Origin of the sequence: Rhizobium sp. 1399, assembly GCF_031455475.1 — a bacterium.
In the GTDB taxonomy this organism is placed as follows: Bacteria; Pseudomonadota; Alphaproteobacteria; order Rhizobiales; family Rhizobiaceae; genus Rhizobium.
Genome location: NZ_JAVDSU010000006.1, coordinates 249693 through 261381 on the forward strand (window position 1 = coordinate 249693; position 11689 = coordinate 261381).

Annotated in this window: 12 protein-coding genes and 2 pseudogenes; 5 read left to right on the forward strand and 9 right to left on the reverse strand. The window is 61.2% G+C overall.

The window, feature by feature from the left end; all coding sequences use genetic code 11:
- Positions 1 to 209: 209 nt before the first annotated feature.
- On the forward strand, positions 210 to 476 hold the full coding sequence (locus tag J2X71_RS20650; protein ID WP_310384438.1) for a hypothetical protein: 267 nt from the start codon (positions 210 to 212) through the stop codon (positions 474 to 476).
- Between the two features lie 227 nt (positions 477 to 703).
- Here J2X71_RS20650 and J2X71_RS20655 read toward each other — a convergent pair whose 3' ends face one another.
- From J2X71_RS20655 to traA, 4 genes are all read right to left on the reverse strand, one after another.
- Positions 704 to 1321, reverse strand: coding sequence for a TraH family protein (locus J2X71_RS20655; protein WP_310384441.1), 618 nt, complete (start codon positions 1319 to 1321; stop codon positions 704 to 706).
- Positions 1322 to 1338: 17 nt separating this feature from the next.
- Positions 1339 to 2502 carry a conjugal transfer protein TraB gene (locus J2X71_RS20660; RefSeq protein WP_310384443.1) on the reverse strand — a complete coding sequence of 388 codons (1164 nt, stop codon included), beginning with the start codon at positions 2500 to 2502 and terminating at the stop codon, positions 1339 to 1341.
- Positions 2492 to 2989 (reverse strand): conjugative transfer signal peptidase TraF, encoded by a 498-nt coding sequence (gene traF, locus J2X71_RS20665; RefSeq protein WP_310384445.1) that lies wholly within the window; start codon positions 2987 to 2989, stop codon positions 2492 to 2494. Before traF ends, J2X71_RS20660 begins: the two co-directional genes overlap by 11 nt.
- 65 nt (positions 2990 to 3054) lie before the next feature.
- Positions 3055 to 6366: a Ti-type conjugative transfer relaxase TraA gene (traA, locus tag J2X71_RS20670; RefSeq protein ID WP_310384447.1), complete on the reverse strand. Its 3312-nt coding sequence runs from the start codon at positions 6364 to 6366 to the stop codon at positions 3055 to 3057.
- Positions 6367 to 6614: 248 nt separating this feature from the next.
- Between traA and J2X71_RS20675 the strand changes: the two are divergent.
- From J2X71_RS20675 to traG, 3 genes and pseudogenes are all read left to right on the forward strand, one after another.
- Positions 6615 to 6842: pseudogene (locus J2X71_RS20675) on the forward strand (TraC family protein); the annotation flags it as partial.
- A 61-nt stretch (positions 6843 to 6903) separates the two neighbouring features.
- Positions 6904 to 7038: pseudogene (gene traD, locus J2X71_RS20680) on the forward strand (conjugal transfer protein TraD); the annotation flags it as partial.
- Positions 7025 to 8947 carry a Ti-type conjugative transfer system protein TraG gene (gene traG, locus J2X71_RS20685; RefSeq protein WP_310384449.1) on the forward strand — a complete coding sequence of 641 codons (1923 nt, stop codon included), beginning with the start codon at positions 7025 to 7027 and terminating at the stop codon, positions 8945 to 8947. The pseudogene traD and the gene traG, both read left to right, overlap by 14 nt.
- 90 nt (positions 8948 to 9037) lie before the next feature.
- Here traG and J2X71_RS20690 read toward each other — a convergent pair whose 3' ends face one another.
- The 4 genes from J2X71_RS20690 to J2X71_RS20705 form a co-directional block, all read right to left on the reverse strand.
- Complete coding sequence (locus tag J2X71_RS20690; RefSeq protein WP_310384451.1) at positions 9038 to 9208, reverse strand: hypothetical protein; 171 nt, start codon at positions 9206 to 9208, stop codon at positions 9038 to 9040.
- Between the two features lie 275 nt (positions 9209 to 9483).
- Positions 9484 to 9900: a hypothetical protein gene (locus tag J2X71_RS20695; RefSeq protein WP_310384453.1), complete on the reverse strand. Its 417-nt coding sequence runs from the start codon at positions 9898 to 9900 to the stop codon at positions 9484 to 9486.
- Entirely contained in the window at positions 9897 to 10163 is a 267-nt protein-coding gene (locus tag J2X71_RS20700; RefSeq protein WP_310384454.1) for a type II toxin-antitoxin system prevent-host-death family antitoxin, read from the reverse strand. Before J2X71_RS20700 ends, J2X71_RS20695 begins: the two co-directional genes overlap by 4 nt.
- Before the next feature lie 276 nt (positions 10164 to 10439).
- Positions 10440 to 10751: a DUF736 domain-containing protein gene (locus J2X71_RS20705; protein WP_025668403.1), complete on the reverse strand. Its 312-nt coding sequence runs from the start codon at positions 10749 to 10751 to the stop codon at positions 10440 to 10442.
- Positions 10752 to 11195: 444 nt separating this feature from the next.
- Between J2X71_RS20705 and J2X71_RS20710 the strand changes: the two genes are divergently transcribed.
- On the forward strand, positions 11196 to 11366 hold the full coding sequence (locus tag J2X71_RS20710; RefSeq protein ID WP_310384457.1) for a hypothetical protein: 171 nt from the start codon (positions 11196 to 11198) through the stop codon (positions 11364 to 11366).
- A gap of 52 nt (positions 11367 to 11418) precedes the next feature.
- On the opposite strand, the gene J2X71_RS20715 is transcribed toward J2X71_RS20710, so the two are convergent.
- On the reverse strand, positions 11419 to 11685 hold the full coding sequence (locus tag J2X71_RS20715) for a WGR domain-containing protein (RefSeq protein WP_310384460.1): 267 nt from the start codon (positions 11683 to 11685) through the stop codon (positions 11419 to 11421).
- Positions 11686 to 11689: the final 4 nt, after the last annotated feature.

The following is an 11689-nucleotide window of genomic DNA, read 5'->3' on the forward strand; positions in this document are numbered from 1 at the left end:
GATCGCCAGGGAGGAGGCGTTCGCGCTCAAGGGCGCCAGCATCCGCGCGACCTCTACGATGTGCGCTACTCTACGACAATGAAGGCATTACCGATGAGTTGTTTCGGACCTTCCTGATCTATGTCGCGATGTCCAGCCGCCCAATGCATGAGGTTATCGGGCCATCGCTACAGCCTCTGGAGATGTCATTCACGCGGGAATTCGAAGGCATGACCGAGGTGCGTATTCCCCTCAAGGACCTTGAGGAAACGCGCCTTCGCTTGATAAAGGACATAAAAGGCATGCTGAAGGCGCCCGAACGGGATTTTCTGCTCACCCTCCATGACGGAGAGCCTGACTTCGACGCGATTGGATTGCCCCGGGCCGCCGACCTGCCTGCCGTCAAATGGAAGGTCGTGAACCTGCGCAAGCTGCGCGAGGTCAACCCGGAGAAACATGCGCAGCAGCGCGAGGAGCTGAAGAGAAAATTCGGCTGAAGATTGGCTGAGAACGACCGCAGTCGGCAGGCCGCCGTGTCGCGGTTCGCCATTTTCCAGCGTCGATGACCGCGCCGCGCCGGGAAACAGCATCCGCCAACGCCCCGGTCGGGCTGGTTCTGCGAGGTCGATTGGCGCACAGGGTCGGGCGTATGTTTGGCGACGCGCCCTACATTCCTGATCAAGGAATGGCCGACAGATGACGCCAACGCGGGACGAACCCGGTGCTATTGCTGGCCACCAATGCGCGACAGATCGATCCGTATCCGCGCGCGCCCAGCATCTCGCTCCGCCTCTGCCTGCTCCTCTCTTGGTTTTGCGTCAGCGTCTTCCTCTTCCTCGGCGAGGATCTTCTCTCTACTTTGTTGCGGCATTTCGCCCTCCGTTCCCGGATCCTCTACCTGAAACACATGCACACCCTCGAACTCGCCGGTCTTCCATGCGTAGACCGCATCCTCGAGGATCTGCGGAAAGACGTCTTTGCTCGTGGGGTTGCCATACCATTTCCCAACGATCTTCAGGACCTTGGCGAACATCGCCGTGCCCTGGCGAAGGTTCTGGCAGGCATCGACAATGTCCGGCTTCAGATCCGCCGGTTCCTTGGCGCCAACGCCCGCGGGAAACTGAGTGAGCCCAACGCGGACGACCGCCCGACCAGCATATTGCCGTACGATCGCCATCGCATCCTCTGCTGACGACACTTTCGGCACGAGGATCAATCGGCCGCCCGATCTGACGGTGACGGCGAGGGGATCGGCGGAGCCCGCTGATGTCACGAACTGCTCGACGATCGCGGGTCTGAGGGAAGGGTCGGCGCATTCTTTTATCACAGCTTCGTCGAGCATGTGTGTCTCCTTGGCGATCAGGTGTTGAAGGAAGTAACAAGCGGCTTTGCGAAGAGCCTCGCCCATGCGGTCGTAGCAGCCCGCTGGATGGAGACAATCGATGTGCCTTCGGTCCACCATCCGTTTCCGACAGCAACGACAAGATCCGGATCGTGGAGCATGGACTGAAGGATCGGCCAAACAATCAGTTGTTCGTAGCAGATCAGAGGGGCTGCCCGGCCGGCACCAACGGAAACGACTGGGTTTGCGAAGAAATCCGCCCTGGCACCGGCACTTTCTCCGAACCAGGATCGCCACGGCTGCCACATCGAGCCGGGGACCGGCATGCGTTCGCGATAGAGGATGCGGACGCTCTTGCTATCGATCGACACGAGGACATTGTCGTAGCCCCTCGCGTCGGCCACCACAGCGCCAGCGATGACAGTCGCATCGCCGTCGCCGAGGGCGCCTGTCCAAAATCGCTCCACGGTCGGTGTCCAGAAACCGAGCGCACTTTCCGGCAGCACCACAAAGCGGGCGTTATCGCCAGCCGCACCGCGCACCGTCGCGATCAGGTCACGCTGCCGTTGAAGACCGGCCTCACGACCAAGCGAAGCACCCAATTCCAGATCGACCCCGCGCCAGGCTTCCGGTAGTTTCGGGTCGGTCCAGATTGCGGCGGACCACAGCCAAAGGCCTGCCAAGGCGATGGCGACAGCTGGCCACATGCGGGTGACGAGGCCCGCTAGGCTAGCTGTCATAAGCCCAAGTCCCCACCATCCCCATCCCGGAAACAGAACCCCCGCGGCAGTGACGGGATGCGCCCAGCCCGTGATGCCGAACGGCGGGAGGGCCATGATGACGACCGCGAGAAGATAGCAGAACGGACGAGCGCCAGCCTTCTTCGTCCAGGAGACGGCGTGCACGATGACAAAACTGATGGACGCGCATAGCCAGAGCAACAAGCCCGGCCAGATATCGGACGAATAGAAGGCGGCAACGCCCTGTGGCAGACCGTGCGACGCGGCCAGGAAGTATCCGGTGGAAACGAGTGCAGCTACCAATCTGCTTTGTGAGATCGACCAAACAACCGGAAACCCGATCGCGACGGGCAAGAGCATCACATGGCCGCTCCAGCCCACAGCGCCGATCGCGATCGAGGCAAATATCAGCAGCATCGCTCGAAGATAGTCACGGCGCAAAGGTGATGACCTCCTGCGCTAGGCCGAGGATGCCGGAGGCAAGCATCGGACCAAAATATCGGGAGTCGTAGGAGGCGGGGAAGGCGGAATGCAGGAAGACATATCCTGGCGGCACAATACCACCCGGAAACGGCGACAATGGGCGGCGCTTGCCGTCCCGTTGCGCAAGACTGGAAGAGGAAACCATCCGCCCGTCCACGCTCACGCTGGCGCCGATTTCGACACGCTGTCCTGCGACGGCGATTACTGTCTTGATCAGCGGTGCGATGCCGCTTGGGCAGGAGCCGGAACGGAGATAGCCACGCGCAAGTGCCTCCCGCATTTCCGCGGTTGCGGATGGGCAGATGAATACCAGGTCGTTGACAGCAACGGGACGATAGAGCGGGACGATACGCCATAGGCCGAGCGGCTCGCTCGGCGTCAGATTGATCCAGTATCCGCCGGCGAGGACAGTGCCGATCGCCAGAATGGCGAGAAATGCAGTCATCACAATCATTCCGGCCGCTCGTCGTTGTTGCGGGGTCATCGCCCGGCGCGCTCCAGCTCCCGCCGTCATTTCAGAAAGAGCCCTTGGCTCTTCGTCTGTCGCAGCGTCTCGGCTTGCATGAGCGCTTGCGTCGTTCGTTCATGAGCAGCAAGTTGCTGAGCGGTGCGCATTGAGTTCCACGCGGACTGGACCTCAGCCTTCTGGCCGGCCGTCATTCCTGCCGTGACGGTCTCGAAGGTCTTGCCATCAGTGTCTTTCGCGGCCAGGGGGAGGAAGGTCCGCTCCCCGAAGCGCTCGGACACAGCCTTCGCGAAACCTTCGAGTTCGGCCTTCAGCTGTCTGTCGGCCAGCGCATATTCGAGGCCAGCCGGATGATCGTTGCGATCGATCACATCGCGAATGCGGTCGAGCGTTTGCTTGGCCGCTGGCGAGAGGGCCGGGATGTCGACCGAAACCTTGAGCCGGACCGCGCGCTCCTCCGTCTCATGCTTCAATTCGGCCTCGGCCCGCTCACGAAGGTAGAGTTCAAGATTTCGGGCGAGCGCTGGCACGTTGGCAACGGCTTTTTCCCGGTCCTGCCTGTCGCCACGGCTGGCGAGGAGACCGATCTTGCCGTTCAGCGCACCGAAGCTTTCGGGCTCACTGGCAATCTTCGCGAGGGTGGATTGCGCGACCGACTGGTCCTTGACCATGGCGTCGACATTGATCGCCTCGAAGGCCGCTTCCGGCTGGGCGTAAACCAGATGGAAGCGGGTCGAGACGTCCTCCCATTGTTTCTTGAGGCCGCGATCGGCGGCGAGCGTGTCCTCGACAGCCTGCTCAAGCGATTTCGGGAAGGTGGTGATGCCTGATACCATTGGCTTGGCCTCCTTGATCCTATTCGGGATAGATTGGTTGTTGCCTCCTGGGACCAGTCCGAGTGCAGCGCCGATTGCCGCAAGACGGGCACCGAGGTCGGCGAGTTTTTGTTTCTGCCGGACGGCCCATTGGAGGCGATCGTGTGCGATCGTGCGGGCGACGTTCATGAGGTGCAGCCCTCGGGCCTCTGCAAAGCGCAAGGCTTGGCCGTACAAAGAGCTCTTCTCGTAGTCGAGCGTCGTTTCCTTGGAATTCCTGCGCGACAGGATTGGTATGAGACCGCCGGCCTTTTCGAAGGACCGGCGTCCGTAGTAGACGGCAAGATCCTCGCGGTGGCGCGTCATCGCCACATAGGTCAGGTGCCGGTCGAGAGACAGCGAGGCCAGAACCTTGACCTGGTCGACGGTGGCACCCTGGCTCTTGTGGATCGTCGTGGCATAACCGTGATCGACATGCCCGTAGAAGCGCTGCTCCACGACCACCTGCCGGTTGTCATCGCCCACCCCGATCTGGACGAGGATGCGGCCGGGCGCTGCCTCGACCACCTTGCCCAACATGCCGTTCTTGACGCCAAGCGAAGCCTCGTTCTTCAGGAAGACGATCTGGTCGCCGGCCGCAAATTGGCGTTTGCCCTCGGTCGTCGCAAAGACGAAGCCCTGTTCCACGATACCGCGCTCGACAAGCCGTTCGCGTGCCTTCTCGTTCAAGGCGCGCACGTCGCGGCGCAGATGCGCCAGGATCAGCGAGGTCTTGGCCGGATCGTAATCACGATCCCAGTCCGCGATCAGACTGGCGATGGCCTGCGCCTTCAGCTGCGAGCCGATGATCTTGTCGTTGGCCCTATAGGCGTCGATGGCCCGACCGACATTGCCGCGGGCAAGATCGAGCGAGGCGTCGCGCATCCACTGCTCGCGCTGCCTGTAGATCGTGTCGAGTTCGGCATAGCCGATGCGGTCGGTGATTGCCCGGAAAGCGGCGCCCGCTTCGATCGGCTGCAGTTGTTCGGGATCGCCGACAAGCACGAGCTTGGCGCCAGCCCGCGTGACAGCTTCAACGAAGAATGCCATCTGCCGAGACGAGACCATGCCGGCCTCGTCGAGCACGAAGACCGTCTTGTCGTCGAGCGGGTCTCGGCCGCGGCTCCAGCGCTGTTCCCAGGACGACAGGGTGCGAGAGACGATACCCGCTTCCTTCTCCAGTCCCTCTGCCGCCTTGCCGGCGAGTGCTGCGCCGATGACACGATAACCTTCCGCCTCCCAGGCCTCGCGGGCCGCCTTCATCATCGTCGTCTTGCCGGCGCCGGCTCGGCCGATCACGGTTGCGATCCGCTCCCCGCCGGCAATATGCTCGATCGCCACCTTCTGCTCGTCCGACAGAGCCGAATGACGCGCAAACGTCGCCTCCAGAGCTCTTCGTCTGACACCATGCGATGAGCGCTGCGACAGCCAGATCGCCCGGTTCGCCATCTCGGCTTCCAGGCGGATCATCTCGCGGGTCGTGTATCTGGCCGGCGTACGCAGCCCGGTGGTAAAATCGGTCCGCTCCTCCTCGAGCTTCAAAGCACGCGGGCTCTGGACGATCCGCGCCATCAGGCTCTGAAACAGGCCAGGATCGTCGATGTAGCGATGCAGCATCTTGCCCACATCACGTTCGTCGAAGACGCTTTTCTCTCGCGTGACCAGGTCAAGCACGATATCGGGTGTCAGCTGGATACGGCGAGCATTCTCTGCGCGCCGCGCCTCCTGAAGCTCGAGCCGCTCCAGCAAGACGTAAGGGCTGAGATCAGCCGCTTTCCGCTCGATCGCCTTTGCGCTGACGCCGAGATGGATTGTCGGCGTCAGCTCTATCCCCTGTTTTTCGAAGGAGCGCCCATCGACCTTGATCTCAAGACCAGCGAGCGCCAGATGCCGGTTCTGGCAGACAAACCAGCTGTCGCGCAGCCCGTTGAATTCGTCGATGCCACCAGCCCAGAGCTCGTAGACAATCTTGCCCGCATCGTTGCGGATCGGATTGCCGTCAGCGCCGCGCACCGCAATCTTCTTGCCCCCGAAACCGTCATGCGTCAGCGCACGCAGCGTCGTCATCAGATGCACATGCGGATTTCCCGGAACGTCGTGATAGACCCAGTCGGCCACCATACCTCTGGCCGTGATCTGGGTCGCAACGAAATCTTGAACGAGGGCAATATTCTGCTCGCCTGTTAGCTCGATCGGCAAGGCGATGGTGAAATCCTTGGCAAGTTGTGCATCGGCGCGGGTCTCGAAGGCTTCCACGGTGTTCCAGAACCTCTCGGAGGCGCCAGAGACCGAACGATCGGCGATCATTGACCGCAGCCACGGCGGAGCATCGGTGGGGATTGCAAATTCCTCATGCCGGAGCCCCTGTTTGCGCGTGTAATCGATGATCCGGGCTTCCCGATCGAACTCCATGCGTGCGCAGTGACGATAGGCCGCCGACAGCACGGCGCTGCGGCCGGAGCCGCGGGCGACGATGCTGACGGAAAAATGCGGAACGGCCACGGGAACGGCTCCTGGAGGTCGGCGAAACCACAATGTCCGTTGGAGACGGAAACAGTCCGGGCCCTCAGCAAGGACGTCGCGCCAGCGACGTATAATTGCGCCCTTCAGGACCGCTCCTCCGGATCGGCCGGGATCATGCGCAAAGGTGTCGGCTGCGCCAACTCGCATATGTGATAGTAGATCGGCGTGCCGATCTACGGGACTGTCATGCCGATCGCGTTCGAAACGGCATGAAAGGACGAACCGGAATGAAGAAGCCATCCTCCAGGATCCGTGAGGAGATTTCCAAGCTGCAGGAACAGCTGAGGCTTGCCGAAACGCGTGAAGCCGAACGTATCGGCCGTATCGCACTGAAAGCAGGATTTGGCGAGATCGAGGTCGAAGAGGCCGAACTTGAGGCTGCCTTCGAAGAGCTCACGAGGCGATTTCGCAAAGGCAAGACATCGGGCGGCAGCGAGCAGGCCAGGCGATCCGAAGCGGGGCCGGTTCAAACCGCGCCGGTCGCGCCTGGCGCGACTACGGGCGGGTCTGCTGAGGGGCCTCAGGTTCGAAAAACGCGCCGTGCTTCTGGGGGCCCTGATCGAGCTCGCTCGGCGATTGAGCGGCGACCAACAAGAGCGGGCAAGATTGGCAGAGCTCGGCGCGGAGGCTTTCGGGGATGATCGGGCATAGGATCGGGCTGCCCGCCCTCGCGATCGGCCTGATGGTATCGGCAACGATGACGACGAGCGGGATCGGAGAGGCATTTGCCGGGACACAGGCGACGAGGCTTTTTCTGACCCAGGCCGGCATCGCATTGCCGTCTGCTCTCGCGGCCGCGACCGGCATTGTCTTCCTACTTGCCTGCGCCGGATCAGCAAGCATCAGACATGCAGGCTGGGGTGTTGTAGCGGGAAGCTTCGCGAGCCTCGTCAGCGCCGTCCTCAGGGAAGCATCGCGCCTCGAGACGTCTGCGACGAGCGGCGTCGGCGGTCGATCGATCATGACCGCTCCCGATGCGGGCGCTGTGGCCGGCGCAGCGGTTCTATTAATATCGGCCGGCTTCGCTCTGCGCGTCGTGCTCCTCGGCAATGCGGCCTTCGCCGACGCTCGGCCAAAGCGCGTTCGGGGCAGGCGCGCCATTCATGGCGATGCCGGCTGGATGACGCTGCGCGACGCGCACAAACTCTTTCCCCAGACGGGCGGCATTGTCATTGGCGAGTGCTACCGTGTCGATCGCGATTCCGTCGCCGGCCGGTCGTTTCGCAGCGACGACAAGGAAAGCTGGGGATCCGGCGGCAGGTCACCACTACTTTGTTTCGATTGCTCGTTCGGCTCGACCCACGGGATCGTCTTTGCGGGATCAGGCGGTTTCAAGACGACTTCAGTAACAATTCCGACGGCGCTCAAATGGGGCGGCACCCTCGTCCTCCTCGATCCTTCAAACGAAGTCGCTCCCATGGTGTCGGACCATCGCGAAGCGGCGGGTCGCGAAATTCGCATTCTCGATCCGCATCAGTCACAGAGTGGATTCAATGCGCTCGACTGGATCGGCAAATTCGGCGGCAGCAAGGAGGAAGATATTGCTGCCGTCGCGTCCTGGATCATGAGCGATAGCGGTCGCGCAGCAGGCCTACGCGACGACTTTTTCCGAACCTCCGGGCAGCAGCTTCTAACCGCAATCATCGCCGACATCTGCCTGTCAGGACATACGGTCGAACACCATCAGACGCTCCGCCAGGCGCGGGCCAACCTGTCCGAGCCGGAGCCGAAACTGCGCCAGCGCCTGCAGGAAATCTACGACAATTCCGCATCGGCTTTCGTCAGGGAAAATGTCGCCGCTTTCGTCAACATGACCCCGGAAACCTTCTCAGGCGTCTACGCCAATGCGATCAAGGAAACCCATTGGCTCTCTTATCCAAACTATGCCGCGCTCGTGTCCGGGTCGAGCTTTTCGACCGAAGACATCGCCACCGGCAAAACCGACGTGTTCATCAACATCGATCTGAAAACCCTCGAGAACCATGCCGGGCTTGCCCGCCTCATCATCGGCTCGTTCTTGAACGCGATCTACAACCGGGACGGCGCAATGAATGGGCACGCGCTCTTCCTCCTCGATGAGGTCGCCCGCCTCGGCTACATGCGCATTCTCGAAACCGCGAGAGACGCCGGCCGCAAGTATGGCATCACGCTGACGATGATCTATCAATCGATCGGCCAGATGCGCGAAACCTATGGCGGTCGCGACGCCGCCAGCAAATGGTTCGAGAGCGCCAGCTGGATTTCGTTTGCGGCCATCAACGATCCGGAAGCGGCCGACTATATCTCACGCCGATGCGGCACGACGACGGTCGAGATCAATCAGGAGAGCCGCAGTTTCCAGCCTCGGGGATCATCGCGAACACGATCAAAGCAGCTCGCAGCCCGGCCGTTGATTCAACCCCATGAAGTGCTGCAAATGCGAACCGACGAACAGATCGTCTTTACCGCCGGCAACGCACCGCTGCGATGCGGACGCGCCATCTGGTTTCGCAGGCGGGACATGCGCGCATGCGTGAACGAGAACCGGTTCCACAGTGACGTGGTGCGACCGATTGAATAGGTCGCAGGTGGGCTTGAGACAAGAGATTAGGACCGTGCGACCGCCAGACGGAGATATTTTGTAAGGCGATCGGGGCTCGCCCCACCGGCCTCAGAAGGGCGGCTCGGTATCGATCGTGCCCAATTGTTCCGCCACCGCCACATTGAGTTCGGCTCGTGCCAGATCCAACTCGGCAATAATCTGACGGCGTTCGGCCGGATCGACCGAATTCGACAGTTCAACCCGCAGCTCCTCGATCTGTTCTTCTATGGAAAACGTCATCGTCCTATCTCCTGGAGAGGGTGAAAGATGACGAACGGCGGTGCGGCGAGCAGGCGGGGTCAAGGATCGCGAAAGCGACCGCAAGGCGGGGCGCGGGGGAACCGATTTTGTGCGGACGGACATAGTCCGGCCGCGAAAAATTGGCGGGACCGCGCATCCTTGAGGCCGCCTGTTCGCCGTGCCACAGTTGGAGGATCAGAGCAAACATCCCGCTCTCCGTATCGCGCCGTTAAGACGCAACCGAGCTCGATGCTCGTGCGCGTCTTTCGAGGCGATCAACGGGACCGGTTAACCTCTGTCGACGATTTGCGACGGGCAACGAATTCGCGAAGGAGGGGCAGAAAAAAGGCCTTGCTTAAACGCCCGATGGGAGGTTCAGGCTCAAGATAGAATGACCGTCCGATAACGTCGCTATTGAAGTCATCGAGGATGATCCAAAGTCGGAGGTCTGCGTCGAGCCCGGCACGTCGTTTCTCGATTGTCGGGATTTCGGCGGCGAAGCGAGAACCGTCCGGGTGTTTTGTCGTTATTGGGAAGAACAGCACGAGATCGCCATCCGGCCTTTGCATGCGAACACCAACCGCAACGGGCCGATGCTTGCGCCCTTCCGTTTCGCCATAGCTAGCCTCGCGGCTCCAAAGATAGGGATAGCGAATGACTGCTGCAGTCCGGATATGGTCGTATCCGGTCACCGGCCGCCCTCGTCGCTATCGGCATATTCCTCGACAGCCGACTCGAATTCTGCCAGCAAGGTCTCGGACATGGTCTCGATCGTGCCTGAGGTGCGCACATCCGATTGCTGCATGAGGCGCTGGTAATCCTCGATGTTTAAAAGAACCAGCCGCGGCTTGTTGCGTTGCGTGATGGTGACGGGGTGGCGCAGCGCCTCCGCAATTATATCCCCAGATTTTCGCGATAGATCGCTCGTCGTATAGGAACCGGTTCGACGCACCATCGTCAATCTCCTCAATATTTCCTGCCCGTTTGAACCATAGCACGGTAAACCGGAATACTACAGCATTTACAGCAATTATGAATTTTCTGTAAATGCTTGTAAATGCTGTGAATCCTTGACTCCGGACCTGCGTGAGCAAAATGTACACACAGAGAGGCAAGTCGCGTCCCCGAGGACGCAACCTCCGCATACATGAATGCCGGAGCAGGATTCGATACCGGCTCCGGCATCCAGATGTAGCAGGAAAAGCCCCGCCTTTCGGCGGGGCTGTGTCTGTCAGTCCTGGCTAACGCGGCGCGACCAGATCAGCTGGTATCCGTCGTCGCCTTCGACCTCCGAGAGTGTCGCGTAGATCGGGGCCGGGAAGCTCGGATCGTCGAGCTTGACCGAGAGGTAGTCGCGGCCCTGCTCGGATGTCTTCTGCCAGGCGGCGCCGAGCTCGACGGCGCCCGCGAAAATGCGGAAATGCGGGCCCTTGTCGGTGGGGTTATCGATCCGGGCGATGCGGGCCTTGACGTTGAGGGCGAGGGTCCGGATCGAGCCGGAGAAGCCGGTTTCGGTGGAAGTGAAAGTGCCGATGGTTGCCATTGTCCTGTTCCTTTCGCTGTTTCGGGCCACGACCATCGCGGCCTCGATGGCTGTCGCAAAGACCGGGGACGATCGGACCGCACCCATAGGGCCGAAATGTAATGGAGGACGGCAAGTCGCAAGTTTGTTAGTTGGCGCGGAATGACGGCAAAGCCGGCAGGGGTAAGAAAATTGCGATTGCCGTTGCGGCAGCACGATCGAGGCACAGCCACTCTCCGGTCAGACAAGCCCCATCGAGCCCGCAGATGGGCTGCCGGATAACAGACGCTCGAAGGAACGAGCATTGGCGCGACCGCACATTCATCACCGGAAAGGTCCGGACGAGCGTATCGCCCGACCCACCGACGACGAGGCCGCCCGAACGGAACATTCTCGCGCTCGACCAGTTGCTAAGGCCGATGCAATGGATATCGTTGCCAAGAGATTCGCCCGCGCGGAGGACATATGCGCCAGACAAAGCCGTTCATCGTCGAGATCGAGCAGCCCCGGAAACCGAAGGCCCTCGCACGCAAGTCGTCGATCTGGGGCGATCTGGATCTCAGCCGGGATCAGGATCTTGTGGCCGTGGCACCGACAAACGAACCTGCCTCGGCCTCAGACGGCACCGGTGACTGATCAGGCTCGGCAGCCGGGCTTTGCCGGCGGCGATCGGTTCGGCGCGCGATCCTCAATTCACATCCCGTCGATCCATCCCAACCGGAACGTATCCCCTCTTGCGCTTCCTGCGAGCAAGCGCCAGGAAATGCGAAATCGCCTGCTGTTCACTGGAAAAGATCTCGCTCTTTTCTCCGCCGGACTTGCCTATGCGACCCCAGCTGCGCATGACGGCGATCTCCCCGAACAGGGTCGGCTGGATCGACAAGGCATAATAGCGTGCCATGTTTCGGGTCTCATCGATACGCTGGCAATAGAGCTGGTAGGAATGGGTTGTCATGCGA

Excerpts from the sequence above, each read along its gene's own strand:
- J2X71_RS20650 (WP_310384438.1), top strand. The coding sequence starts at position 210 with ATGACCGAGGTGCGTATTCCCCTCAAGGACCTTGAGGAAACGCGCCTT.
- J2X71_RS20655 (WP_310384441.1), bottom strand. The coding sequence starts at position 1,321 with ATGCTCGACGAAGCTGTGATAAAAGAATGCGCCGACCCTTCCCTCAGA.
- traF (WP_310384445.1), bottom strand. The coding sequence starts at position 2,989 with ATGACTGCATTTCTCGCCATTCTGGCGATCGGCACTGTCCTCGCCGGC.
- traG (WP_310384449.1), top strand. The coding sequence starts at position 7,025 with ATGATCGGGCATAGGATCGGGCTGCCCGCCCTCGCGATCGGCCTGATG.
- J2X71_RS20690 (WP_310384451.1), bottom strand. The coding sequence starts at position 9,208 with ATGACGTTTTCCATAGAAGAACAGATCGAGGAGCTGCGGGTTGAACTG.
- J2X71_RS20700 (WP_310384454.1), bottom strand. The coding sequence starts at position 10,163 with ATGGTGCGTCGAACCGGTTCCTATACGACGAGCGATCTATCGCGAAAA.
- J2X71_RS20705 (WP_025668403.1), bottom strand. The coding sequence starts at position 10,751 with ATGGCAACCATCGGCACTTTCACTTCCACCGAAACCGGCTTCTCCGGC.
- J2X71_RS20710 (WP_310384457.1), top strand. The coding sequence starts at position 11,196 with ATGCGCCAGACAAAGCCGTTCATCGTCGAGATCGAGCAGCCCCGGAAA.
- J2X71_RS20715 (WP_310384460.1), bottom strand. The coding sequence starts at position 11,685 with ATGACAACCCATTCCTACCAGCTCTATTGCCAGCGTATCGATGAGACC.